Raw genomic sequence first — 25,873 nt, forward strand, 5'->3', positions numbered from 1 at the left:
CCGCCAAGGCATCGAAAACGGACACTTTGAATGCCATGCCTCAAACAGAGATGAACTTGAACCGCAGTCAACACTCATAAATCAACTCATCGCGGTTTTTTGCCGCGAGGGCCACCGGAGGTACATATCCATGGCACATCGCACACCATCTGCGGCATACCCACAAACGCCGACCAAAAAGGACTATAAGCATGAATTGCATGGTCTGCAGGTCGAGTTGGTCAAACTGCAAAAGCATTTCATCGCCCGGGGCGAACGTATTCTGGTCATCCTTGAAGGGCGGGATAGTGGCGGCAAGGACGGCACCATCAAGCGCATCATCCAGCACCTCTCGCCACGCGAAACGCGGGTGGTCGCGCTGGGTAAACCGTCCGAACGAGACCGCACGAGCTGGTACTTCCAGCGCTATGTGCCGCACTTGCCGTCGGCCGAGGAGATGGTGCTGTTCAACCGCAGTTGGTACAACCGTGCCGGTGTCGAGCGGGTAATGGGTTTTTGCACCGACGCCGAGTACGAGGAATTCATGGAGACCGTGCCAGCCTTCGAGCAGATGCTGATCCGCTCCGGCATTCGCCTGTTCAAGTACTACCTCGATATCAGCAAAGATGAGCAGAAAAAACGCCTCGCCGCCCGCCGCACCGATCCGCTCAAGCAATGGAAGATGAGCCCGATCGACGCCGTGGCGCAAAAACACTGGGGTGACTACAGCGCAGCGCGCAACGAGATGTTTGCACGTACGCACAGCGCGCTGGCGCCTTGGACTGTGGTACGCGCCAACGACAAGAAGTTTGCCCGTCTCAATCTGATCAAGGATTTGCTCGAACGACTGGATTACGCCGACAAGGATCATGCGCTGATCCGTCCTAATCCCGACATCGTCTTTACCTACGCCGAAGCCTACCTCGATAACGGAATGATCGCCCCCTGATGATCCTGGATATGCAGATCGCTTCCCGAGCACCACTGCCAAAAGGGCAAGGAGTCCACAATGATCAAGAGCATTGATAGTCAACAGGTCGAAAAACTGGGCATAGACGATGTGTTCAAGCAACTCGGCAGCACCCCTCAAGGACTCGCCTCGGCTGAAGCTCAGCAGCGTCTGACGCAGTTCGGCCGTAATGCGTTGGAAGAGAAAAAAATCAGCCCGCTGCAGCGTTTTTTGAGCTATTTCTGGGGGCCGATCCCGTGGATGATCGAAATCGCCGCCATTCTCTCCGCGCTGGTTCAACACTGGGATGACTTCACCATCATCCTCGCCCTGCTGATCTTCAACGCGGGGATCGGCTTCTGGCAGGAGTTCAAGGCCGCCAACGCCCTGGATGCGCTCAAGAGTCAGCTCGCGCTCAAGGCGCGCGTGCTGCGCGATGGTCAATGGCGAGAAGTGGACGCCGCCGAACTGGTGCCGGGCGACGTCATCCGCCTCCGGCTGGGCGACATCATCCCAGCCGACACCAAGCTGGTTGAGGGCGAATATCTGGCGGTGGATCAATCCGTGCTCACCGGCGAATCGCTGCCGGTAAACAAGAAACCCGGTGAGGTCGCCTATTCCGGCTCGGTGGCCAAACAGGGCGAGATGATCGCCGTGGTCACCGCCACTGGGGGCGATACCTTCTTCGGCAAGACCGCCAAACTGGTCGAAGACGCCGGTGCCGTCTCGCACTTCCAGAAGGCCGTGCTGGCCATCGGCGATTACCTCATTTATCTGAGTCTGGCGCTGGTGGCTGTGCTGATCATCGTGCAACTGTTCCGCCATGCGCCGCTGCTCGATCTGGTGCAGTTCGCGCTGATCCTAACCGTCGCCTCGATCCCGGTCGCCATGCCGGCGGTATTGTCGGTGACCATGGCGGTCGGCGCGCTCGCCCTGTCGAAAAAGAAAGCCATCGTCTCGCGTCTGCAATCGATCGAGGAAATGGCTGGCGTGGACATCCTCTGCTCGGACAAGACCGGCACGCTGACTCAAAACAAGCTCACACTCGGTGATCCAGCGGTGTTCCAGGCTACGGACGCCCAAGCGCTGATCCTTGCCGCCGCGCTGGCCTCAAAGGCCGAAGACAAGGACGCCATCGACCTGGCTGTTATCGGCGGCCTGAGCGACGCCAAAGCGCTGGATGGCTATACCCAGATCGGCTTCACTCCCTTCGACCCGGTAAGCAAACGCACCGAGGGACAAATCAAGGGGACCGACGGCAAAGCATTCCGCACCACCAAAGGCGCGCCGCAGGTCATCATGGAACTGGCCAGGCTGAGCGGCGATGAAGCCACGCGCGCCAATCAACTGGTCGATGATTTTGCCGCCAAGGGTTACCGCACGCTTGGCGTGGCGCGCTCGGACGACGAGGGCAAAACCTGGACGTTCCTCGGCATCCTGCCGCTGTTCGACCCACCGCGCGAGGACTCCGCCCAGACCATCCGGCATGCCATTGAACACGGCATCGAGGTCAAGATGGTCACCGGCGACAATGTCGCCATCGCCCGCGAGATCGCCGGTCAACTCGGCATGGGCAAGAACATCCAGCCCGCCACCGAACTATTTGTCGGCGACAGCGCCAATGCCCCACCCGACGCTGCCGAACGGATCGAAACGGCCGACGGCTTTGCCCAGGTCTTCCCGCAGCATAAATACGGCATCGTCAAAACACTGCAGAACCGCGGCCATCTGGTCGCCATGACCGGTGACGGCGTCAACGACGCTCCCGCCCTCAAGCAGGCGGATGTTGGCATCGCCGTCTCCGGCGCCACCGACGCCGCGCGCGCCGCCGCCGACCTGATCCTGACTGCGCCGGGTTTATCCACCATCGTCAGCGCAGTCGAGGAAGCCCGGCGCATCTTCGAGCGCATGAACTCATATGCGATCTACCGCATCGTGGAAACCATTCGCATCATGTTCTTCGTCGTGCTGGCGATGATCGTGTTCGACTTCTACCCGATCACCGCGATCATGATCATCCTGCTGGCCTTCTTCAACGACCTGCCGATCATGGCCATCGCCTACGACAACACCTGGCTCGATCCCAAGCCGGTGCGCTGGAACATGCACCGTGTGCTGACCGTCTCGACGGTGCTCGGCCTGATCGGGGTTGTGGAAACCTTTGGTCTGCTCTGGATCGCGAGGGAATGGATGCATCTGTCGATCGACCAGATCCAGACCTTCATCTTTCTCAAGCTGGCCGTCGCCGGACACCTCACGCTGTTCGTCGCCCGCACCCACAAACCGTTCTGGAGTCGGCCGTTCCCGTCGCCGCTGCTGCTGTGGTCGGCCATCCTCACCAAGGTGCTGGCAACGCTGTTCGTGCTTTTCCCGTTCGGCCTCATCACGCCGATCGGCTGGAGCGACGTGGCACTGATCTGGGCTTACTGCATCGTGTGGATATTCATCGAGGACTGGGCAAAGCTTGCGGTATACAACCGCTTCAACCGCTCTTCACCTCGTCATCGCAGTTTTCTTGGAAATTTGAACACCCCCCTGCACCCCCATGCCGACCTACGAAAGCCCCGCACCTGAAGACCAGTTGCCTCTGAACGGACGCAAAAGAAAAAATTTACCCCCTGCCCTGATCACCCCAACCAAACACCTGGCGGAGAGATGAAAAATGACGTTCACAATTAACCGACTCCATGCCCGCGAGATTCTGGATTCCCGCGGTAATCCGACCATCGAGGTTGAATGTCACCTTGCCGACGGGCTGGTTGCGCGGGCAGCGGTACCATCGGGTGCCTCGACCGGCCAAAGAGAAGCGGCTGAACTGCGTGATGGTGATCCCGCACGTTTTGGGGGCAAGGGCGTTAAAAATGCCGTCAAGCATGTCCACGAGACCATCGCCCCTGTGCTGATCGGGCAGGATGCGCGTCACCAGGCGGCCATTGATGCGATGATGATCGAGCTCGATGGCACCGAAAACAAATCAAAACTGGGCGCCAATGCCATCCTTGGCGTCTCTCTGGCCGTTGCACGAGCAGCGGCCATGGCATCGGGTTTGCCGCTCTATCAGTATCTTGGCGGGCCCGGTGCCACACGCCTGCCCGTGCCGCACATGAACATCATGAATGGTGGCGTTCACGCGCATTGGCAGGGTGCCGATTTTCAGGAGTTCATGATTGCACCCTATGGCGCGAATACATTGCGCGAAGCGGTTGAATGGGGCGCGGAGATTTATCATGCCCTGCAATCATTGTTACAAAAGAAAGGGTTATCGGTTGGTGTTGGCGACGAGGGTGGTTTTGCCCCGCACGTATCCAGTAACAAGGCACCGATCGAACTGATCCTTGAGGCCATATCAGCCGCCGGATTGCGACCGGGTGCGGATGTCGGTATCGCCATTGATCCTGCATCCAGCGAGTTTTTCAAGGACGGTCAATACCACTTGCGCGCGGAGAATCGTACGCTTGATCCGGCGCAAATGGTTGAGTATTACACGCGCTTGATCACAGACTACCCCATCGCCCTGCTTGAAGACGGCATGGCCGAAAACGACTGGTCAGGCTGGAAGCAGCTCAATCAGGCAATTGGGGGACAAATCGAACTGGTTGGGGATGATATTTTCTGTACCAATCCGACGATTATTGCCAAGGGGATTGAGGAAGATATTGCCAATGCGGTATTGATCAAGCTCAACCAGATCGGCACCCTCACCGAGACCATCGCTGCGACGCGTCTGGCGCGGGATCATGGTTGGGGCGCGTTTGTCTCGCACCGGTCGGGGGAAACCATCGACAGTTTCATTGCCGACATGACGGTCGCCCTCGATACCGGCCATCTCAAAACCGGCGCCCCCGCACGCGGGGAACGTGTTGAAAAATACAACCAGCTCATGCGCATCGAAGAAACGCTAGGCAGCGCCGGACACTATGCGGGCAAGACAGCCTATGTGCGCCCCATCCGGTTTTAGTATCGAAACCTTATGCTGCACGAGGTTGAAAAAAATCGAACCATAATCCGGTGAACTCACCGTCTTGGATTAAACCAAGAATGACTTTGATGCCGGTCGTCATCGAGGCATATCCGCACCCATCGGGCTGGCTTCGCTCTGTAGCGACGCAATCAGCGGGCAGGAAACACTCCCCTTCCGTGCATGGCAGGCGCAAACAAGCGCGGACAGTACGGATTCCATGCGAGACAAGTCCGCTATCTTCTCGCGCACATCTTGGAGCTTATGCTCGGCCAAGCGGCTGGCTTCGTCGCAATGCGTGCCGTCCACAAGGTGCAGCAGTTCGGCGATTTCGCTCAGGCTAAAACTCTGCGCCCAAACCTTTACCAAGGACGTGAAGCAGCTATCCTGCTGCGCCGGGTGAGACGAATCGACTTTTCAGGCGTGAGCCCAAGCTGACGTACGACTATGACTTGATAATAAGATTAACCAAGCATGATCAATATACCTGGTCAGCACGAACACCCATCAGGGAAAATCCTTGAACGGATTGTCATCTTCGAGTCCTTTTTTCTTTCGTTTAGCAACAATGACTGCAGCCAGGCCTGCCCCGATAACCCATCCAAGAAAGCGATTTAAATCGACTAGTACAGGGCTAGGTAAATGTATCTCAGAAGACGCCCCCATCAATTCGTGGATCAGATCCGCGTCAAGATCTGCCTGAATAAGGAATGAGAAAAAGATAGCCGGAACCAAGACAACAACCCATGAGACCCAGTGGTTTTTTGTCGCGGCCCAAGCCAGCCGAAAAAAGACCGCACCAATCACGCCGGTCAGCAAGAACTCAATGATCAATACTCTCAGCATATGCCACCTGATTTTAAAGCCAACCATGCATACCTGAATTTTCCATAAAGCTGGCATAAAATCAGTTAACTGATTGGAACGGATATGACTCCTGAACAAACAATCCCTAAACACTAACAACACTTTCTGATGACGAACTCTACTCCTGTCCAGCTTCATTCTGAAATTTCAACGATTTTTCCACTCGCATCGATTTTGAAGGGAACGGGAGGTTCAGTGCGGGTCAACGGTAATACGACCGACTTATTGTTGGTGGCACCGGTGAACATACGCTTGAGATCGGCAACGACTTCATTGCGCAGTTTTCACGACATATCATTCAAGCTGTGCCGCACGCCTTAAAACCTCAGATCAACGCTTCATCAGATCAGATCAGATCAGATCAATCGAGCTGAGCAAGCCACTCTTGGATTTGATTTTCATCAAGGGCCTCTGAGCAAACAGACCACATGGCCGACACCCTGATGAATCGAGCTATTATTTTGGAATTCTGCGGATATTGCGCTTGGAAATCCTGCTGGAGATTCATGTGGATCGTTGCCAGAGTGGTAAAAAAGTTGCATCAAAAAATGCATCCCTTATCCACAAAAAGGCACAAAAAAAACCGCACAAGGCGGCTTTAATTCGGTTCAATATTGTTTGATCGATTTTTTTAAAATCAACAACTTATTTGGTGGCTATAGGTGGACTCGAACCACCGACCCCAGCATTATGAGTGCTGTGCTCTAACCGACTGAGCTATATAGCCGAAAACAGGTGGCGCATATTAGCCGCCATTAGTGAGCGCGTCAATACGCTCCCGTAACAAAAACTGACTTATCGAGCCTATCCAGTACACCGCTCCAAATCTAAATCAAACGGGCAGGCTTATTTGGTCCGAACAGTCTCAAAAAACTGAATAACTCAGCCAACAAAAAACCCGCTGTTCACGGGTTTTTTGCTTGATACATATGGGGTGACCGATGGGGTTCGAACCCACGACAACCGGAATCACAATCCGGGACTCTACCAACTGAGCTACGGCCACCATTGTTTGAATGAGCGCGTTTGGCGCGCCCGGCAGGACTCGAACCCGCTACCCTCGGCTTAGAAGGCCGATGCTCTATCCGGATGAGCTACGGGCGCAAGTGATGCAAATTTGGTCGGAGTGATAGGATTTGAACCTACGACCACCTGGTCCCAAACCAGGTGCGCTACCAGACTGCGCTACACTCCGAAGCAAGGCTCAAAGCCTTACAGTATCTTGTTTCCCCAGGATGCACCCGGATCACAAGAAGCGCGCATATTAGGCATCCGTACAAGGATTGTCAACCGTAAACTTGGCCAATTAGCCATTAACGGAAAAATGGTTCATGACCGTGTTCAGGAGCCAGCCCGGATCAGGCCACCCAGCCCTCGCTCCTCAAGCGCCAGGGAGAGCATGGCCCGAATTTGAACCGGACGACTGCACTCGAGAGCTGCAAAGAGCAATTGCCGTGCATCGGCCTGCTTGAAGCTTTGAATTACCCATTTAATCCGAGGCAATGATCCCGCGCTCATCGAGAGCACGTCGATACCCATCCCGAGGAGCAATACCGCACCCATCGGGTCGCCCGCCAACTCGCCACAAACCGTGACCTCCCGCCCCAGCAGGTGCGATGCATCAACCACTTCAACGATTGCGCGCAGTACGGCAGGGTGCAACGCATCATAACGAGCAGCCACACGCTCATTATTGCGGTCGATGGCCAGAATATACTGCGTCAGATCATTGGTGCCGATGGATAGGAAATCCACCATGGCTGCGATGATATCGATCTGGTATACCGCAGATGGCACTTCAATCATGACACCGATGCGCGGAGTGGAAATCGTCTGCTCCTCTTCCCTCAATTCATTCAGCGCCTGGAAGATGTACTCTTTTGCCGTTTCCAATTCTTCAACGGAACCGATCATGGGCAGAAGGATGCTGAGATTATCCAACCCGATGGAAGCACGTAGCATGGCCCGGATCTGCGTGAGGAAAATTTCGGGATGATCCAGCACCAGCCGAATGCCGCGCCACCCGAGGAACGGGTTATCTTCCTTGATCGGGAAATAGGAAAGCGGCTTGTCTCCACCGACATCCAGTGTCCGCAGTACCACCTCCTTTCCTCTGAAGGTTTCAAGCGCTTCCCGATAGATCGCCGCTTGGTCCTCTTCACCTGGAAACTGTTTGCGGATTTGAAATGGAATTTCCGTACGGTAGAGACCGATACCTTCGGCACCCACCGTCATCGACGGGGCCATATCGGCCAACAAGCCGATATTGACGTACATCCCCATGCGAAAACCATCGAGCGACTGTGCAGGCAGGTCACAAAGTGCCTTGAGGCCGGCCGTAAGTTGCGCTTCTTCCTGCGCGAGGCGCGAAAGCTCTTGCCGGAAAGAGCCGACCGGACGAACGATCAACAACCCCCGGTAGCCGTCGACGACGACTTCCTGGCCATTCAACGACACGATAGGCAAATCCGACACACCCATCGCAGCGGGAATACCCAATGCACGCGCCAGAATGGCCAGATGCGATGAACCCGTACCACTGCTGGATACAATCCCCACCAACCGATCGGTCGGGATCTCGGCCAGATGGGATGCCGAAAGATCCCGCCCGATAAGAACGATGCGCTCGGGCAGATCTCGCTCATCTTGTGTACGCGCCCGCAGCTTCACCAGAATACGGGTGCCGAGATCACGTACATCCTGCGCACGTTCGCGCAGATACGGATCACTCATGTGTTCAAATACTGCCGCGTGCTCGCGCACCGTGTCTCTGAGTGCCGCCGAGGCCGACATCCCCGCTTGCACGCGAGATTCCATACTACCGATGAACGTGCTACTGCCGAGCATCATAATGAAGGCATCAAAAAGGATGTTTTCATCTGCATTGCCAGCGGCACGCGCGAAGTCCGCCTTGAGTTGGGCAAACTCGGAACGAACGGCATCTATTGCAGAGAGCAGTACCTGCCACTCAAGCGCAGGATCTTCGACGACTCTATCGGCAACACTTTCAAGATCGACAGAATTAAGTACGCTGACCGCCGTACCAAAGACAATGCCTGGTGAACCCGGCAAGCCTCGGGCAACGACAGCAGCACCCAAATCAGCCGCCGGATCCTCATGCTGAGACAACTCGCCGCTGACTTGAGCCTGTCTGATACCTGATGCCAATTGGGAAGCCAGCGTGACAAGAAACGATTCTTGATCCGACGAAAATTTCCGCCGCTCGATCGATTGCACAACGAGCACACCCAGCACGTCACCCCGGTAAATAATTGGCACACCAAGGAAGCCGTGGTAGAACTCCTCGCCAATATCGGAAACGAACTTGAATGCAGGGTGATCGGGTGCATTCTCCAGATTGACCAGTTCGGCTCGACGAGCAACCAACCCGACCAAGCCCTCATTTAAGGCAAGCGTGACCCGACCGATCATGGTCTTGTTCAAACCTTCCGTCGCCTGCAAGAGCAACCCCGCTTCCTGGGCCGGCACAGCTCGTGTCAGCACATAAACAGAGCAAACATCAACATTCAGTGCATCACGCACCCGCCGGGCAATCAAATCAAGAGCCGTTCGCAAGTCAACCGACTGCGCAACCTCGGTGACTATTCGACGCAATTCATCGAGCATGTACGGACTCCTTGTCCTGAGTTACTTCCTCTGCAATCAGCAGGGATTCGGGCGGTGTACCGGCATTTGCTGCCCCGGAAAGGAATAACATTGCTTCCTGGTAAACCGAACGCTTGAAGTAAATGACTTCAGGCAGAATCGACCAGTACGAACGCCACGCCCAGCCATCAAACTCTGGCTTGTCAGAAGCATTTAAATCAAAGGCTGACTCGGGGGAACGCAGACGCAACAGAAACCATTTCTGCTTCTGGCCGATACAGGTGGGGAATAAATGGCGCCGTATCATATTGCGTGGCAGGCGGTAACGAAGCCACCCGCAGGTCCAACTGATTACTTCGACATCTGTGGGTTTCAGGCCGGTTTCTTCTTGCAGCTCACGGTACATGGCGGCCAGGGGGCGCTCATCATCATTGATTCCCCCCTGAGGGAATTGCCATGAACGATGTCCGGCGCGCTTGCCCCAGAAGACTTCACCGGCCTGGTTAATTAAAATGATGCCGACATTCGGGCGAAATCCATCACGGTCGATCACGGTTATACTCAAATGCAAAAGGTCATACGCCAAAATGGGCAGGCCTACAGACGATACCATCTGCCGCCGCAGCCGAGGAGGAATTGACATATATCACGCCCCCGTCGGAATCTTGCAGTCATTTTCCACGGGTTGACCCTGTTTGGCAAAACAAAAAGCCAGGCTGGTTTAAAGTAATTTCACGGTCTGGAAAAATCCGTTTTCATTCCCCCGATTTTCACACTGAGGTACGAGATGCAACTGGCAATTTTTGATCTGGATAACACCTTGCTCGCTGGCGATTCAGACCATGCCTGGGGACAGTTTCTGGCCGATATCGGCGCGGTGGACAGCGAAGCATACGCGCAGCAAAACCAGATTTTTTATGAAGAATACCAGCAGGGAACGCTCGACATTGATGCATTTCTGCGCTTCTCACTTGCGCCCTTGGCGAAATACCCCATCGAGCAGTTGCATGCCTGGCGCGAACAGTTCGTGGCCGAAAAAATAGCGCCAATGGTGACGGATAAAGCCAAAAACCTGGTTGAACATCACCGCCGGCGCGGTGATGAGATGCTCATCATTACGGCAACCAATGCCTTCGTTACCCAACCGATCGCCGAACTGTTCGGCATTGAACATCTGCTCGCGACCCAACCAAGCATCAATGAGGGGAAATACACCGGAGGTTACGTTGGCACGCCGACCTTTCAGGCCGGGAAACAGACCGCACTGGCGCAGTGGCTGGAAGTGCGGCAACTGCAACCAACCAAAACCTGGTTCTACTCCGACTCGCGAAATGATCTGCCCTTGTTGAATGCGGTCGATCATCCTGTGGCGGTAGATCCGGATAAAGCACTGCGGGAATACGCCCTGAACGAAGGCTGGCCCATTATTTCATTGCGAGATTGAACACCGACTCACTGCCCGGAAGGTGTGGTCGATCATCTCGATGGAAATGATCGGCCACACCGGGTGAATCAGGCCGTTGGTAAGGTAACGCCACGCTGCCCCTGATATTTGCCGCCACGATCCCTGTATGAAGTTTCACACTCTTCATCCGATTCCAAAAACAGCATTTGGGCGACGCCTTCATTGGCGTAAATGCGCGCCGGCAATGGCGTCGTATTCGAAAACTCAAGGGTGACATGACCTTCCCATTCCGGTTCGAGCGGGGTCACATTCACGATAATCCCGCACCGGGCATAGGTGGATTTACCCAGGCAAATAGTCAGCACCTTTCGTGGAATACGGAAGTATTCGATCGTTCGGGCCAAGGCAAACGAGTTTGGCGGAATAATGCAGACATCTGATTCGATGTTCACAAAACTACGCTCATCAAACGACTTCGGGTCGACGATGGTTGAGTTGATATTTGTGAACACCTTGAACTCGTTCGCACACCGCACGTCGTATCCATAACTGGACGTACCATATGAAATCAGACGATTGCCCTGTTCGCCTCGCACCTGTTGTGGTGCGAAAGGCTCAATCATGCCGTGCTTTTCAGCCATTTCACGAATCCAGCGATCCGATTTAATACTCATGCCACCTATCCCCGTCATCCATTGCAATGCAGGCGCATTTTGGTGTTGACGGCGTGCCTTGTCCAGTCAGATCTCGTCCATCCCCGTGGCCAGACTAGCCGCGCGCTCCGAAAAGATACCGCTCCTTCTTTTCTTTATCAGGGACAGGTTCTGACTTTGGTGCGGGCTTGTTTGCAGCATCAGGTGTTGTTGGTGTCTCAAGAAGACCGAGATAATCAGAAACCTGCATGGACAATACGAGTAAATCTTCGTCTTCGCACTGATCGGCTGTTTTTAAAATAGCCATCGCATACTCCCTATCAGCCAAAAAACGATAGGTGTCGACCTTAACGCTCAAAACACGCAACAATTTGAGCTTGAAGCGCGCCATCAATTGCATTAACTCGGCTTCCATTCGCCCTCCTTTATTCGTGTCAACTAATCTTCGAAGTCATACGAACACCAAAGCAAACTATGGGCCAATAAACCCATCCTATTGATTGATATGAAATGAAATTTTTTCGAGGTCACGACAACCCACGCAATCGCACCGAAAAAGGGAGCTCAAATCGCCTGATGCACACAAAATGCCCTGCAGAATATTTAAAGGGCACCTCGAAAACCGTCACATACTGACGCCAGCTCGGTGTTTCGGAGCAATCAGGCAGCACAGCGGGGTCTTCGAGCCGACTTGAGATGCTCACCCGATGATAAAATCAGACGCGGCCCCATCATCCCGTATACTCTCACGTGACATTCGGAGGAATCGACATGCACCTGATCAAGAACCATCTTTTTAAATCCCTGATAATCGGTGTCAGCCTTGCACTGATCACCGGCACCTTATCCGGATGCGCCAACAACCCATCTGCATCGAACACAACTGGGGGCGTTCAAACAAACACCGCCACCAACGACAACAACAGCTATAACGAATATGAAACCACAAATGAAGCCGTAAACTTCCTCGGCGGGTCGGCGGAAGCGATTGCCAAGCTCATGGACAAGGCATTCGCCGACTATGGAAGACCGAATGCATATATCAAAGGTGAAGAAGCCGGTGGCGCTATCGTTCTGGGCGTTCGTTACGGCAAAGGTGAATTGGTCACCAAGTCCGGCCAACGTACGACGGTGTATTGGCAAGGGCCTTCCGTGGGCTGGGATTTTGGCGGGGATGCCGGCAAAGTGTTCATCCTCGTATACAACCTGCCGCAAACAGACCTGATCTTCCAGCGATTTGCCGGCGTCAATGGTTCACTTTATTTTGTGGGCGGTTTAGGCATGGATTATCTGCGTTCGCAGGATATTGTGGTCGCACCCATCCGAGTAGGCGTGGGCTTGAGATTAGGCGCATCGGTTGGTTACATGCAATTTACCAGAGACAAGTCGTACAATCCTTTTTAGGGAACCTCTGATTGAATCCCTCGTGAGCCGAGTTGCTGATCCAAAAGCCGCAAAACGAGGCAGAGGCCGCAGGTCGTAGTTTACGCTACGATGCCAAGGCCGATAACGAAGTGTTGCGGCTTTTGGGCGGCAACCCGCATGGGACGGGCTTTTGAGGGCGATTTACGCGCAGCTGGCGGAAGCCCGCTGTGTTGCGCCGCTCACGAATGGAATAACCATTAACGCGGGCTTGCGCCTGCTTCGCATTAAGCTGGCGCAAGCCCGTTTCGCGCCGCGCCTTGCGACTCATCCCTCAAAAGCCCGTCTCGGCCACGAAGGATTCAATCAGAGGTTCCTTAGGTAATACCTGTACAAAAGCAGACCTTCCCTCATTGAAGAGGGAAGAGTTGGGCTTGACTATTTCTTCTTGGCGCGCGCCGCGCTACTGATTCCGTAGATCACCAAAGAATAGTCTGTCAGGTCAAAGTCATACTGCTGGGCAATGGCGGCAATACGTTCCTGAATAACCGGATCATGAAACTCTTCGACCAGACCGGTTTTGATACAAACCAGATGGTCGTGGTCACCTTTTGAAATCAGCTCGAAAACAGATTTTCCACCTTCGAACTGATGCCGCTTGAGAATATCAGCACCTTCGAATTGAGTAAGTACTCGATACACGGTAGCCAGGCCAATATCTTCTCCGCGGTTCAGCAGCTCCTTGTATACGTCCTCGGCACTCATGTGCCAATCAGGATTGCTTTCGATGATTTCCAGAATTTTAACGCGGGGCAAAGTGACCTTGAGCCCTGCTTTCTTCAGATCGTTCTGTTCCAAAATATACCTCTGCCCCGAAAAAATACTCATGGATTTAAGTCAGGATTGTACCTGATTCTTCTGCCGACACGCTGGTTTAGAACACGCCAAGCAATTATTCTCCGTGAACATCTGGAACAAACACCCTGTACTTGCGTATGATTGCCGGACTCTTGATAGAACCAAACGTAAAAAAACATGCAACACAAACCATTGACCACCGGCCGCGCTCTGCGCGCCCTACCAATCCTGACCTTGCTTTCCCTCTCGCTGATGGGCTGCTCTTCAGTGTACGTACCCAGTTTTATCAAGGTATACCAACCGGATATTGCTCAGGGCAACATTCTTGAGCCGGAGCAAGTCGCCAAAATTCAGGTCGGCATGAGTGCAGCTGAGGTCAACCAGATTCTCGGCACACCCGCTTTACGGGACATTTTCCACCGCAACCAGCGCGAAACCTATGTCTTCTACGACAAACGCGGCAAGAGAAAAGCTTTCCAACATACCCTGGTTATCTTGTATGACGCCAATGGCCGGGTAGCGAAAATCGAGCAAAGTGGCGACCCTCTGACACAAGCACCGGCGCAAGATATTCCAGAGGCTTTGCGCAACCCCAAAAAGACTGCCGATCAAGCACCCCCAACCACGGATACCGAAACGAACAGCGGTGCACCCAATCCCTATTCGTTGACGGCTCCGGCCGCATCGACCCCGTCATTAGGCGGCGGTGCCCCATTGGAACCGACCGCTCCTGCTCTTTCGCAGTAAGCGCCAGTCTCCAGACTTTTAGGGAAGCATCGTGACTGCACCACGACTCTGGCTCTTTCTGGGAATTGCAAACGCGCTGCTGGCTGCGATCTTGGCCGCGGCGGGTGCTCATGGCCCGATGGCACCCACTACGCCGTTTCTGCAACATATTCTTTCTACAGCCAGCCTGTTTCATTTCATTCATAGCCTGGCGATGATTCAGTTCGGGCTCTGGTTGGCGCAAAACCCGAATCACAACAATGTCACTGGCATATTCTTTCTGACCGGCACTGTTCTGTTCGTTGGCAGCCTGTATGCATTGGTATTCACCACGATTACGCTCCCCGGTCTGCTGACGCCCGTCGGCGGCGCACTATTGATGCTCGGTTGGCTGACCTGGGGTGTGCAGGTCGTTTTACCTGGCAAAAAGCCCCCTTACAAGCAGAACTAAAACGCCAATAAACGCATCAAGAAAACAAACCGGGACTGCCATCGATTCGCGCATGTTCAACCTGCCACGCACACAAATCTGTAAAACCCGGAAAAAAGAACCCGGTTTCGGGTAATATTCACCCTTTGCGCATAACTTAATTTGAGTAACCATGACACAGTCCAGCTTTGAATTCGATGATCTGATCCGCTGCGCCAAAGGCGAAATGTTTGGCGAAGGTAACGCCCAGTTGCCGCTTCCACCGATGCTGATGTTTGATCGCATTGAGCGGATTGCAAAGGACGGTGGCAAGTTCAGTAAAGGCGAGATGATTGCAGAACTTTTGATCAAACCGGATTTGTGGTTCTTCGGCTGCCATTTTGAAGGCGACCCGGTGATGCCCGGCTGCCTTGGCCTTGATGCCATGTGGCAGTTGGTCGGCTTCTATCTTGGCTGGAGCGGCGGCAAAGGTCACGGTCGCGCACTTGGTGTGGGTGATGTGAAATTTTCAGGACAAGTTCTGCCCGACAACCAGAAGATCACCTATCAAGTTGACATCAAGCGAATCATCATGCGTAAACTGACCATGGGGATCGCAGATGCCCAAATGTCCGTCGATGGTAAAATCATCTACGAGGCCAAGGATCTTCGTGTTGGCCTGTTTACCAATACACAAGCATTGTCGGAGTAAACCATCATGCGCCGCGTCGTCATTACTGGCATGGGGATTGTTTCCAGCATTGGGAACAATCAGAAAGAAGTACTCGACTCATTGAAAAATGGTCGTTCAGGTATTGAAATCAACCCGGAGCAAGTCGAGCGGGGTTTCCGGTCGCATGTTGCCGGAACATTGAAAATCAATCCCGAAGATCAGATTGATCGCAAGCTTTTTCGTTTCATGGGTTCAGCAGCCGCTTATACCTACCTCGCCATGAAAGAAGCCATCGAGCAATCCGGGTTGACCCCGGAGCAGGTTTCCAACCCACGCGCGGGTCTGATCGTCGGTTCTGGTGGGTCGTCTTGCGCCAATATCGTCGAAACGGCCGATATCGTTCGCGAGAAGGGCGTGAAACGTGTTGGTCCTTACATGGTCACACGCACGATGAGCTCGACCACTTCCGCGTGTCTGGCGACACCGTTTGGCATCAAAGGCATCAATTTCTCCATTAGTTCGGCCTGCGCAACCTCTGCACACTGCATCGGCTCCGGGGTTGAGCAAATCCAGTTCGGCAAGCAGGACATCGTCTTTGCAGGCGGTGGCGAAGAGTTGCACTGGTCACAAACGGCGATGTTCGACGCGATGGGTGCCTTGTCGTCCAAGTATAACGACACGCCACATACTGCCTCCCGCCCCTTCGATGCCACCCGCGATGGCTTTGTCATCTCCGGCGGGGGTGGCGTGGTGGTTCTCGAAGAGCTCGAACACGCGTTGGCTCGAGGCGCGAATATCCTGGCGGAAGTTGTCGGGTATGGCGCCACGTCCGATGGTTACGATATGGTTCAGCCGTCCGGCGAAGGCGCCTTACGCTGCATGCAGCAGGCACTGTCTACCGTGGACACGCCGATTGATTACGTCAATACGCACGGCACCAGTACGCCTGCCGGCGATATGCGTGAGTTGGAATCATTGGCGAAGATCTTTCCGGATTACAAGCCGTATATCACATCAACCAAATCCCTGACCGGACACTCGCTCGGGGCGGCTGGCGCACAAGAAGCAATCTACTCACTGCTGATGATGCAGAACCGGTTTATTGCTGCCTCTGCCAACCTCAATGAAATCGACCCAAAAGCCGAGGGTGTGAACCTGCTGGCGAAAACGCTGGAAAACGTCAAGATCGATACCGTGCTGTCGAACAGCTTCGGTTTTGGTGGAACCAATGCCTCACTGGTAATGCGCCGCTATCAGGGTTAACCGGAGCACACGGTGCATTCGAGAAAACGCCGCACAGTCGGCGTTTTTTTTCATCTATTGATCAATCACACTGGCGAGCAGTTGCCGGGTATAGGCGTGACTCGGCGACTCAAACACCTGCGCGGTCGCCCCCGTTTCCACAACGATACCCCGATACAGAACCATCACGCGGTGGGCCATGGCCCGAACAACCCGCAAGTCGTGGGTAATGAACACATAGGTGAGTCCGAACTGCTCTTGCAGCGCGCGCAGCAGACCAAGGATCTGTTTCTGTACGGTTGCATCCAGCGCACTGGTCGGTTCATCCAGAATCAGGATACGAGGTTTTAGGATCAAGGCACGGGCAATGGCAATCCGCTGGCGCTGCCCACCCGAAAATTCATGCGGATAACGGTGCAGGCCCACACCGCCCAGTCCGACGGAGGCCATTGCCTCCTGCACTCGGGCCGCATATTCGTTCTTGCCCAAACGAGGCTCATGAACGCGCAGCCCTTCGCCAATCAATTCGCCAATGGTCATCCGGGGCGACAGGGAACCAAACGGGTCCTGAAACACGATCTGGATATGGCGGCGCAGCGGGCGAAACTCAGATTCACTCAGGTGCTCAACCGCCCTGCCCTCAAGCAGAATTTCTCCCCTTGAATGAATAAGCCGCAGCAATGCCAGCGCCAACGTGCTTTTTCCCGAACCCGATTCACCAATTACGCCCAATGTTTCCCCTGCCGATACAAAAAGATCAACATCCGTCAGGGCCTGGAAAGGAACCGTGGAGGATAACCACCAATAGCGTCGCTCACCCGGAGCGAATTGCCGAGGCTGCTTGAATTCAACATTGAGATTCCTCGCGCCAAGCACCACCGGGGCATCCATGGAAACGGCGGGCAAAGGCTCGGGCCCTGGCGTTGCCGCAAGCAGTTGCTGGGTATAGGGATGCTGCGGCGATGAAAAAATCTCACGCACATCACCTCGCTCGACAATCCGGCCCTGCTGCATCACGGCAACCGCATCGGCATAGCGTCGAACAAGATGCAGATCGTGCGTAATCAGCAGCAAGGCCATGCCCATCTCCTGCTGGAGCTCGGTCAGCAGATCCATCATCTGGCCCTGCAACGTCACATCCAGTGCCGTTGTCGGTTCATCGGCGATCAGCAATCTGGGGCGACAAACCAGCGCCATCGCAATCATGGCCCGTTGTCGCTGCCCACCTGAAAGCTGGTGTGGAAACACTTGTGCTCGTTGCTCAGGATCGGGCAAACGCACCCGCTCAAGCCATTCAATGGCACGGCGGTGCGCTTCTGCCCTCGTCAGCCCTTCATGCACAATGGCGACCTCGGCTATCTGCTGGCCGATGGTCTTCAAGGGGTTAAAGGCGGTCATAGGTTCCTGAAAGATCATGCCGATTTCACGCCCACGAATGCGGCGAAGGACTTGCTGGGGCATGGTCAGTACATTCTGGCCATCGAAGGTGATCGCCCCGGACGTGTATTGCAAATTATCCAGCAACCGTAGAACCGAAAGCGCGGTAATCGTCTTGCCGGAACCGGATTCCCCGACCAGCGCCATTCGCTGACCGGGCAACACGTCAAGACTAACCGCCGAAAGTACCGCTTCGCCGGGCGTGAAATGGGCGGTCAAATCGCGGATCGACAGCAACGCCCCGCCATCGGGGTGGGGATCATGCTGGCCCGATCCTAGGCGTGGGCATAGGTCATCACTCGAAAGAACGTCCGGTATCGGCTCAACTGACATACAAACTTCCTTCGACAACTAACCTTGCTTCAATAAATTTCAAGGCCAGTTTATCAGCCAAGACACGATGCCACCCCATAAATGGCGCAACAAGAAACTCACTTTTCCGGTACAGTCACGCGATTATTATCGAGAGAATACCATGACCGATTTAGCCTCCTCTGCACTATCCTGGCCGATCACCGTCGTGAGTGCGCCGGACATGCAGGCGCCTCTGGCAGAAGAAATACGCAGCCTGGTCGATGCCAAAGTATCCGACCGTCCCTTCGGTGTCCTGCTTGATGCCACACCAGAACAAGCCTATCGCATTGTCTGCGACAGTCTCATTGCGGGGCACGTGTATCTCACCCTGATTACGGGGCAGGCGGCCACGGCGGATGAACTTTATCGACTGGTGCAACAAATCGACTGGTCAAAGCATCTGGCGGCGGAAGGCTATTTCACCATCAGCGCGACGGGCTCGACCGATGCACTTCGCCACACAGGATTCGTCGCCACGCGCATCAAGGATGCAATCGTCGACCAGTTTCGTGAACGAACCGGCTCGCGACCGACGATCGACAGCGAACAACCCGACATCCGTTTGCATTGCCACCTGACGGCAAGTGGACACACCACGCTCTCGCTTGAACTCTCGAACGGCTCGCTGCATCGGCGTGGCTATCGCACCGATGGCGGGCTGGCGCCGCTGCGGGAAACACTGGCCGCGGGCATGTTGTGGCGCGCACGCTGGCCGCAACTGGTCGCTTCCGAAATCGACACGGGCGCCGCGCTATTTGATCCGATGTGCGGGTCGGGCACCCTGCTGATCGAAGCGGCCCTCCGCCTGACGGGCTTGCCGCAGAATTTGCGCGTTCAGCGCATCGGCTCAACTGGCTGGCTGGGTCACCGGGAGCAAGCCCAAAAGCAGGTGCTCGACAATCCACCCGAACGGATTGAGGGCATCGACAAGTTGACCTTGATTGGCCAGGACATCGATATCGAGCAGATCACTGCGGCACGCGCCAATGCGGAACGTGCCGGTGTTGATCATCTGATGGTTTTCCGCGAGGCGGATGCGTGGAAAGCCCCCTGCCCCCCCGAGTTTGAAGGCAAAACACGCGGACTGGTGGTGAGCAACCTGCCCTATGGTCACCGGCTGGACGTCGCCGGTGATCACATGAATGATCTCGGTAGCGAACCCAACTGGACGGCACTGACCGATCAATGGCAGCGCTGCTTCAATGGCTGGTATTGGGCCTTCTTGCTTCCGGAGGGTGAAGGGCAAAACTGGCCGCTGCGCTACGAGCGCGTATTCCCCATGGATCAAAGTGGTATTGCCATCAATATGATTCGCGGCAGTTTCGATGGCAAGGCCAGACGAGAAGCACCCGGCCCGATCGGGCTGGCCAATCGGTTATGTGCCGCAGCCGAACAGGCAAGAGCACTGGTCGATGCCGCACCTTTTGCCAATCGCCTGCAAAAAAATTACCGCCATCTGAAGAAACTGGCGGAACGTGAGGACTGGTGCTGTTTTCGCGTCTATGACGCCGATCTGCCGGACTTCAACTGTGCCATTGATCTGTATCGTGATGAGGCCGGTGAAACCTGGGCAGACATACAAGAATACCGGGCTCCGAACAAAATCGATCCGCAACTCGCCCGTGCACGCTTATCGATTATTGTCGAACAGGTCATCGAGAATCTCGGTCTGGCAGAAAACCATAGTGTGGTGCGGCAACGCAAGCGCCAGACCGGCACAGAGCAATATCAGAAGATCACACAGGAGCGTCTGGAACGCGTGGTTCACGAAGGCGGCACCCGCCTCTGGGTGAACCTCACCGACTATCTGGATACCGGACTGTTTCTGGATCACCGCATGGTACGCAACCACGTCGCGGAGCTGTCGCGCGGGAAAAAACTGCTCAATCTGTTCTGCTATACCGCTACCGCATCGGTTCGCGCCGCACATCAGGGCGCCAGTCGTACCGTTTCGATTGATTTATCGAACACCTATCTCGACTGGGCCGAGCGAAATTTTGCATTGAACAATCTCAAGGTGGGCACGGAACACAGCCTGATTCGCGCCGATGTGCTCGACTGGCTCGAACAGCGCAGCAATACCATCTATCAACCCGAACGATTCGATGTCATTTTCTGTGACCCGCCGACATTCTCCAACTCAAAAGCCATGCAGGACACCCTGGATATTCAACGAGACCATGAATTCATCGTGCACAGCTGCATGCACCTGTTGAGTGACGATGGCACTTTAATCTTTTCAAACAACCTAAAAGGCTTTACATTGTCACCCAAATTGCTGGATGAATTCAATATCAATGACTTATCAAGAAAAACATTGCCAGGTGACTTTGCCCGCACGCCAAATCGACGCAGTGTGTTCGAAATCCGGCATCGCGACGACGCATAACGCGACAATTGATGCGGGCGTAAGGAAACATCTACTGCCCGCATTGGGGGTGATTGTTTGCGCTGCATTCGGCCTTGGTGGTTGCGCCACACTCCCGAATGAAGATAGTAATCAGGCAAGCAATGGCTTAGGTTGGCTTAATGCCTCGACCCGAAGCGGGGACGAAAATTACTCCTTCAGGAACGGCACATTAAACCCGAAGCTTCCCTCGACACCGATCAAGGCCATCGATGACCCGAATGGGGTGCGGACTGCTGCAACCGAGGCCATCCTGCAGGCGATCAGCCAGCTTGGCACCGCCTATCAATGGGGCGGCACATCGAATAAAAAAGGATTCGACTGTAGCGGACTGACCAGTTACGTATACAAGAAGGCCGACATCGAACTGCCACGCACCGCACGTGACCAATACGCCTTTACTGAACGCATTGCACGCTCGCAGCTAAAGCCTGGTGACCTGCTGTTCTTCAAGATCCGCAGTCGCAAGATCGATCATGTCGGGATTTATGTTGGTGACAACCGCTTCATCCACGCGCCCAGAAAGGGCGAGCACGTTACATTCGCCCACCTGAACAACGCCTACTGGCGTAAGCATTTTGCCGGAGCCGGGCGCGTTCCGGGTGCGCGAAAATTCGATACTGCCGATCTAAATGCGTTGAACGCTCAATAGAACCGGGCACTCGATTGTTTCGCTGTCTTGCGGGTACTCTGTTGACGCCTTGATACCTGCAAACTTACTTCCCGCCGCTGATGACCCAACCGGTAATGCCGGTAAACGCCATCAGAAAACCGAGCGGTGCCAGCATCAACAGATCGAGAAACACCGAGTGGCTGCCGTCCTTCATCAGGAACATGGCACTGAAGCCGCCAATCACACCGATTGTGGTCATGATCGCACCCACCACGATCAACACCTTCGAAAACTGGCCGATACCCGATTTGGCATATTTAGGCTCAAAGCGATGCGGGTTTTCTACCCCAGGCTCGAATTCTTCCCTGGAATCGTCTTGTTGTGGATTCATGACCGTTTTCCTGCTCAAAATCAAAAAGGGTTATGTCTGTGACAGTTCTACCGCCGGTTTCGTTCAAGATACCACGATAGAGCGGCCCGATCTGATAGAATCACCGTTTCCTCCCTCAGTCTACAGGAGCTTTGCCGTGTTGGAATTTTCAGTCAAAAGTGGCGCACCGGAAAAACAGCGATCTTCCTGCCTGATTGTCGGCGTTTTTGAGGCCAGAAAATTATCAGATGCGGCAGAGACCATCGACAAGGCCAGCGATGGTCACCTCAGTGCCATTACCCGTCGTGGGGACATGGAAGGTGAACTGGGCGACACGCTGCTGATCCATGGGGTGCCGAACATTCAGGCCGAACGGGTTTTGCTGGTCGGGCTGGGCAAAGAGCGTGAATTTGACCTCAATGCCCTGAACAAGGCCACCACCGCGGCCGTCAAGGCACTGCACTACCGCGGCACGACCGAGTGCGTCAGCCACCTGACCGAAATCGACATCAAAGGGGTCGACTTCGAACAGATTCTCCGCCAAAGCGTACTGGCCATCGATGCCGCCGTTTACCGCTTCGACCAGTTCAAATCGACGCCGGAACCGGGACCACGCCGCCCGCTGCGCAAGGTCACCTTCATCACACCCAGTCGGCGCGGCCTGCTTGAAGCAGAAAACCACGTGCGCGAAGCCATGGCCATCAGCTCGGGGATTCATCTCACCAAGAATCTGGCCAACCTCCCACCGAACCTCTGCACACCAACCGCGCTGGCCGATCAGGCCCGCAAGTTGATGGAAACCCATCCGCACCTTGCTGTTGAAGTGCTGGATCAGTCCCGCATGGAAGCGTTGGGAATGAATGCCCTGCTTGCAGTCGCCAAGGGTAGTACGGAAGCACCCAAATTCATCATCATGGAACACATGGGCGGTCGTGATGACGAAGAACCCATCGTGCTGGTCGGCAAAGGGGTAACATTCGACACCGGCGGCATCTCGCTCAAGCCCGGTCTCGACATGGATCAGATGAAATACGACATGGCCGGTGCAGCGGCTGTCATCGGCCTGATCTCGATCGTGGCGGAATTGAAGCTGCCGATCAATGTCGTGGGTTTGGTGCCCACGGTGGAAAACATGCCCGACGGCAACGCATTGAAACCGGGCGACATCATCAAGAGCATGTCCGGTCAGACAATCGAAGTGTTGAATACCGATGCCGAAGGCCGACTGATTCTTTGCGACGCGCTCACCTATGCCAAACGCTTCAAACCCGATGTTGTCATCGACATGGCGACCCTGACCGGCGCCTGTGTCATCGCGCTGGGCCGCGTGCCGAGCGGATTGTTCAGCAATACCCGCGCTCTGGCCCAGGAAATCACCAAGGCCGGTGAAATCAGTCAAGACCGGGTGTGGGAACTGCCTTTGTGGGATGAATACCAGCCGCAGCTCAAGAGCAACTTTGCCGATATGGCAAATATCGGTGGTCGCGAAGGCGGTGCACTCACTGCGGCCGCCTTCCTATCCCGGTTCACCAAGGACTACCGTTGGGCACACCTCGACATCGCCGGCACGGCCTGGGTAACAGGCGATAACAAGGGCGCCACCGGCAGGCCGGTCGCGCTGCTTAGCGAATTCCTGCTCAAGCGAGCCAGAGCCAACGCCCAGAGCCAAATCAAGTAATTAAAGGCGTCAGGAATCAAGCATGTTCGGTCTGGATCGGAGGCGTCCGCCGAACGTGCAGACGCGGCCCAAGGTGGTAATCACCGACGAACTTCTGCCAGAGACTGGCATGGCGTTCAAGCTTACCCGCAAGGCGATCAAGGGCGTGTATCTGCGCATCGGGCGCGCGGATGCACAACTACAGGTTAGCGCGCCCCACCATATCGCCTTACCTCTGATCCACCGGATTCTGCTGGAAAAGCAGGACTGGATTCTCCAAAAACAAACCCAGATCAAATCGCAAAGAACTCTTCAAAACCGTTCTGATGCGATCTCTGACGGTTCAACCATCCGTCTGTTCGATCAGGATCACCTCATCTGTGTTCATACCAATTCCAAACGGAATCAGACGCTGATCGAAAATGGAACGGTACAGGTCTTCACGCGTGCGAATACCTTGAGTCAAACCCAACTGCACGAGGCGATCACGCAACAGTTGAGGGTCGCACTTCAGGACTATCTCGCGACTCGTTTGCCGCATTGGTGCGAAAAAATCGGTGTCGGGATCAACTTCATCGGGATCAAACGAATGAAGACGCGCTGGGGCAGCTGCAATATTCGCGACAGGCGAATCTGGCTGAATCTCGAACTCATACATATGCCGGCAGGCTGCATCGATATGGTCCTTGTGCACGAACTCGTTCATCTCCACGAACGGCACCATAACGCCCGGTTTTATGCTTTCATGGACCAATTCATGCCGGATTGGCAAAGGTGGCATACCCATTTGAAACGTAAAGGGATATCCGACGTATAAAACCTAATCCTGTGGTAACAGTTGGTAACAGTTCGGCAATAGCCTCGCAATGACTTGGCGGCACACTGGCGCTATTCATCAACCGAGGAGAAACATGATGCGCGCCACCAAAACAACATTAATCGGCAGTATTTTGATCGGCATTGCCGCCCTATCATCACAGGCATGGGCCGATGCCCTGCCCGCCCCCCAGTACACCGTACAATCCATGAATCAGGAGCAGATTCAATCTCAGCAACGTCAGGCGCCGACTGCTGCCGATTTCGAGCGTCTGAACAACCGGAATGAACACGAATCCAGAAGCATGAACAGACAGTCTCAGGGCAAGGGCACTGGAATCCAGCAACAGTATCGTTATGGAAGTGGCAGTATGAGTCGTGGTGGCATGGGTGGCCGAGGTCATTGATCTGGGGGCTCCTCGGAAGGTTTTTCGCAGTTCTATCCGGATAAATCTGCTGTGGAAATCTCCGGTGTGCGCTCAAACAGTTCCTGCGAAGAGATATACGGCTGGAATTGTTTGAGCATGTATTGATGGTCGAACGAGAGGTTCTGAAATTGGTATGAACGGGGGCAGGCAGCAATTGAAAATGTCTGACGGCACCATCCAACATCTACTTGAGCAAATCCCGGTCTCACATCCCTACGCCGGTCGGCAACTGATCTCGATGCACACAGTAGCTGGTGGCTGTATTCATCACGCTGTATGCCTGCAAACAGATAAGGGGCGTTTATTCCTCAAGATCAATACTATCGATTCCGCCGCCAATTTCTCAGCCGAAGTAGATGGACTCAACTTGCTGGCACCTCATATTCGCGTCCCGAATGACGCATTAACTGGCGTAATCGAACAACAGGCATTCTTGCTCATGGAATGGCTGGATATATCCTCCAATTCAAGCGGCAACCGAGCAGAAGAAGCCTTGGGTGTGCAGATCGCCACACTACACAGACAAGGCGCACATGCCTTTGGCCTCAATCAGGACAACTTCATCGGCGCCTCGCCGCAGCGCAACGTCTGGGAAAGGAATTGGCCGGATTTCTTTGCAAACCACAGACTCAAACCGCAACTGGACTGGGCTGAATCCCGAGGTCTCCCGGCTGCAACACGCGAGGCGGGTTACCGATTGGTGGACGAAATAAACCTGTTTTTCACCGATTACCATCCCACCCCATCGCTCATCCACGGTGACTTATGGGGCGGGAATCACGGGTTTCTTCGCGATGGCACCCCGGTATTGTTTGATCCCGCCGTGTATTACGCCGATCGCGAAGCCGAAATTGCCATGACGGAACTGTTCGGTGGTTTCTCGCACCGGGCACGCCAAGCCTACGAATCGGTCTGGCCGCTGGATGCAGGTTACGCGCAGCGAAGAAACCTGTATAACCTGTATCACATCCTCAACCATTTCAACCTGTTTGGTGGTAGCTACGGACAACAGGCTGAACGGATGATTCGACAACTTTTGGCAGAAGTGAGCTAGGAGCCTGTCGGACTTTAGGGAAATCGGCTGCAAATCCATCTGAACGGTGC

Annotated in this window: 24 protein-coding genes, 4 tRNA genes and 1 pseudogene; 16 read left to right on the top strand and 13 right to left on the bottom strand. The window is 54.7% G+C overall.

All coding sequences use genetic code 11. The annotated features are described in order from the left end of the window. Positions 1 to 130 precede the first annotated feature (130 nt). The 3 genes from ppk2 (at position 131) to eno (ending at position 4,886) form a co-directional block, all read left to right on the top strand. Positions 131 to 928, top strand: a complete 798-nt coding sequence (gene ppk2, locus PHD44_RS01690) for a polyphosphate kinase 2 (RefSeq protein WP_300187345.1) — start codon at positions 131 to 133, stop codon at positions 926 to 928. Between the two features lie 60 nt (positions 929 to 988). After that, entirely contained in the window at positions 989 to 3,502 is a 2,514-nt protein-coding gene (locus PHD44_RS01695) for a plasma-membrane proton-efflux P-type ATPase (protein ID WP_300187348.1), read from the top strand. A gap of 88 nt (positions 3,503 to 3,590) precedes the next feature. Continuing rightward, complete coding sequence (gene eno, locus PHD44_RS01700; protein ID WP_300187350.1) at positions 3,591 to 4,886, top strand: phosphopyruvate hydratase; 1,296 nt, start codon at positions 3,591 to 3,593, stop codon at positions 4,884 to 4,886. A gap of 99 nt (positions 4,887 to 4,985) precedes the next feature. Here the strand turns inward: eno and PHD44_RS01705 are convergent. The 8 genes and pseudogenes from PHD44_RS01705 to PHD44_RS01740 all read right to left on the bottom strand — a co-directional run. Then, positions 4,986 to 5,231, bottom strand: a pseudogene (locus tag PHD44_RS01705) (MerR family DNA-binding protein); the annotation flags it as partial. A 162-nt stretch (positions 5,232 to 5,393) separates the two neighbouring features. Next, positions 5,394 to 5,732: a hypothetical protein gene (locus PHD44_RS01710; RefSeq protein WP_300187352.1), complete on the bottom strand. Its 339-nt coding sequence runs from the start codon at positions 5,730 to 5,732 to the stop codon at positions 5,394 to 5,396. Between the two features lie 671 nt (positions 5,733 to 6,403). Beyond that, positions 6,404 to 6,480, bottom strand: a tRNA-Met gene (locus tag PHD44_RS01715). A 203-nt stretch (positions 6,481 to 6,683) separates the two neighbouring features. Continuing rightward, positions 6,684 to 6,759, bottom strand: a tRNA-His gene (locus tag PHD44_RS01720). Between the two features lie 21 nt (positions 6,760 to 6,780). Continuing rightward, a tRNA-Arg gene (locus tag PHD44_RS01725) sits at positions 6,781 to 6,857 on the bottom strand. Positions 6,858 to 6,871: 14 nt separating this feature from the next. Continuing rightward, positions 6,872 to 6,948 (bottom strand) — tRNA-Pro (locus tag PHD44_RS01730). Positions 6,949 to 7,094: 146 nt separating this feature from the next. Further along, positions 7,095 to 9,380, bottom strand: a complete 2,286-nt coding sequence (gene ptsP / locus PHD44_RS01735; RefSeq protein WP_300187355.1) for a phosphoenolpyruvate--protein phosphotransferase — start codon at positions 9,378 to 9,380, stop codon at positions 7,095 to 7,097. Then, the gene (locus PHD44_RS01740) at positions 9,370 to 9,912 is read right to left on the bottom strand and encodes an RNA pyrophosphohydrolase (RefSeq protein ID WP_300187358.1); all 543 of its coding nucleotides are present in this window, start codon (positions 9,910 to 9,912) and stop codon (positions 9,370 to 9,372) included. The genes ptsP and PHD44_RS01740 overlap by 11 nt, the downstream gene beginning before the upstream one ends. Before the next feature lie 234 nt (positions 9,913 to 10,146). On the opposite strand from PHD44_RS01740, the gene PHD44_RS01745 reads away from it, so the two are divergent. Next, positions 10,147 to 10,803 carry an HAD family phosphatase gene (locus PHD44_RS01745; RefSeq protein ID WP_300187361.1) on the top strand — a complete coding sequence of 219 codons (657 nt, stop codon included), beginning with the start codon at positions 10,147 to 10,149 and terminating at the stop codon, positions 10,801 to 10,803. Positions 10,804 to 10,871: 68 nt separating this feature from the next. On the opposite strand, the gene dcd is transcribed toward PHD44_RS01745, so the two are convergent. Both dcd and PHD44_RS01755 read right to left on the bottom strand, forming a co-directional pair. Continuing rightward, positions 10,872 to 11,438, bottom strand: coding sequence for a dCTP deaminase (dcd, locus tag PHD44_RS01750; RefSeq protein WP_290677371.1), 567 nt, complete (start codon positions 11,436 to 11,438; stop codon positions 10,872 to 10,874). Between the two features lie 94 nt (positions 11,439 to 11,532). Further along, complete coding sequence (locus PHD44_RS01755) at positions 11,533 to 11,832, bottom strand: hypothetical protein (protein ID WP_300187367.1); 300 nt, start codon at positions 11,830 to 11,832, stop codon at positions 11,533 to 11,535. Between the two features lie 356 nt (positions 11,833 to 12,188). Between PHD44_RS01755 and PHD44_RS01760 the strand changes: the two genes are divergently transcribed. Further along, on the top strand, positions 12,189 to 12,821 hold the full coding sequence (locus PHD44_RS01760; protein WP_300187370.1) for a DUF1134 domain-containing protein: 633 nt from the start codon (positions 12,189 to 12,191) through the stop codon (positions 12,819 to 12,821). A gap of 32 nt (positions 12,822 to 12,853) precedes the next feature. After that, entirely contained in the window at positions 12,854 to 12,976 is a 123-nt protein-coding gene (locus PHD44_RS01765; protein ID WP_300186763.1) for a hypothetical protein, read from the top strand. Between the two features lie 241 nt (positions 12,977 to 13,217). On the opposite strand, the gene fur is transcribed toward PHD44_RS01765, so the two are convergent. Further along, positions 13,218 to 13,637: a ferric iron uptake transcriptional regulator gene (fur, locus tag PHD44_RS01770; RefSeq protein WP_300187372.1), complete on the bottom strand. Its 420-nt coding sequence runs from the start codon at positions 13,635 to 13,637 to the stop codon at positions 13,218 to 13,220. A gap of 177 nt (positions 13,638 to 13,814) precedes the next feature. Between fur and PHD44_RS01775 the strand changes: the two genes are divergently transcribed. The 4 genes from PHD44_RS01775 to fabB all read left to right on the top strand — a co-directional run bounded on the left by PHD44_RS01775 (position 13,815) and on the right by fabB (position 16,708). Continuing rightward, complete coding sequence (locus tag PHD44_RS01775; RefSeq protein ID WP_300187375.1) at positions 13,815 to 14,384, top strand: outer membrane protein assembly factor BamE; 570 nt, start codon at positions 13,815 to 13,817, stop codon at positions 14,382 to 14,384. Positions 14,385 to 14,415: 31 nt separating this feature from the next. Beyond that, on the top strand, positions 14,416 to 14,814 hold the full coding sequence (locus PHD44_RS01780; protein WP_300187378.1) for a DUF423 domain-containing protein: 399 nt from the start codon (positions 14,416 to 14,418) through the stop codon (positions 14,812 to 14,814). Positions 14,815 to 14,965: 151 nt separating this feature from the next. Then, positions 14,966 to 15,484: a bifunctional 3-hydroxydecanoyl-ACP dehydratase/trans-2-decenoyl-ACP isomerase gene (gene fabA / locus PHD44_RS01785; RefSeq protein WP_300187380.1), complete on the top strand. Its 519-nt coding sequence runs from the start codon at positions 14,966 to 14,968 to the stop codon at positions 15,482 to 15,484. Positions 15,485 to 15,490: 6 nt separating this feature from the next. Then, entirely contained in the window at positions 15,491 to 16,708 is a 1,218-nt protein-coding gene (gene fabB / locus PHD44_RS01790; RefSeq protein ID WP_300187383.1) for a beta-ketoacyl-ACP synthase I, read from the top strand. Positions 16,709 to 16,762: 54 nt separating this feature from the next. Here the strand turns inward: fabB and PHD44_RS01795 are convergent, their stop codons facing one another. Then, a complete protein-coding gene (locus tag PHD44_RS01795) occupies positions 16,763 to 18,457 on the bottom strand; it encodes an ABC transporter ATP-binding protein (RefSeq protein WP_300187386.1) in 1,695 nt (564 codons plus the stop codon). Between the two features lie 142 nt (positions 18,458 to 18,599). Between PHD44_RS01795 and rlmKL the strand changes: the two genes are divergently transcribed. Together rlmKL and PHD44_RS01805 are read left to right on the top strand one after the other, a co-directional pair. Beyond that, positions 18,600 to 20,867: a bifunctional 23S rRNA (guanine(2069)-N(7))-methyltransferase RlmK/23S rRNA (guanine(2445)-N(2))-methyltransferase RlmL gene (gene rlmKL, locus PHD44_RS01800; RefSeq protein WP_300187389.1), complete on the top strand. Its 2,268-nt coding sequence runs from the start codon at positions 18,600 to 18,602 to the stop codon at positions 20,865 to 20,867. Then, entirely contained in the window at positions 20,803 to 21,537 is a 735-nt protein-coding gene (locus PHD44_RS01805; RefSeq protein WP_300187392.1) for a C40 family peptidase, read from the top strand. The genes rlmKL and PHD44_RS01805 overlap by 65 nt, the downstream gene beginning before the upstream one ends. Positions 21,538 to 21,601: 64 nt before the next feature. On the opposite strand, the gene PHD44_RS01810 is transcribed toward PHD44_RS01805, so the two are convergent. Then, the gene (locus PHD44_RS01810; RefSeq protein ID WP_290677345.1) at positions 21,602 to 21,889 is read right to left on the bottom strand and encodes a hypothetical protein; all 288 of its coding nucleotides are present in this window, start codon (positions 21,887 to 21,889) and stop codon (positions 21,602 to 21,604) included. Positions 21,890 to 22,028: 139 nt separating this feature from the next. Here PHD44_RS01810 and PHD44_RS01815 point away from each other — a divergent pair, with 139 nt between their 5' ends. The 4 genes from PHD44_RS01815 (at position 22,029) to PHD44_RS01830 (ending at position 25,823) form a co-directional block, all read left to right on the top strand. Continuing rightward, entirely contained in the window at positions 22,029 to 23,546 is a 1,518-nt protein-coding gene (locus PHD44_RS01815) for a leucyl aminopeptidase (RefSeq protein ID WP_300187405.1), read from the top strand. 22 nt (positions 23,547 to 23,568) lie between these two features. After that, positions 23,569 to 24,342 (top strand): M48 family metallopeptidase, encoded by a 774-nt coding sequence (locus PHD44_RS01820; RefSeq protein ID WP_300187396.1) that lies wholly within the window; start codon positions 23,569 to 23,571, stop codon positions 24,340 to 24,342. Between the two features lie 97 nt (positions 24,343 to 24,439). Then, a complete protein-coding gene (locus PHD44_RS01825; RefSeq protein ID WP_300187399.1) occupies positions 24,440 to 24,748 on the top strand; it encodes a hypothetical protein in 309 nt (102 codons plus the stop codon). A gap of 181 nt (positions 24,749 to 24,929) precedes the next feature. After that, entirely contained in the window at positions 24,930 to 25,823 is an 894-nt protein-coding gene (locus tag PHD44_RS01830) for a fructosamine kinase family protein (RefSeq protein WP_300187402.1), read from the top strand. Positions 25,824 to 25,873: the final 50 nt, after the last annotated feature.

The sequence above is a fragment of the Halothiobacillus sp. genome, assembly GCF_028710545.1.
GTDB lineage: Bacteria > Pseudomonadota > Gammaproteobacteria > Halothiobacillales > Halothiobacillaceae > Halothiobacillus.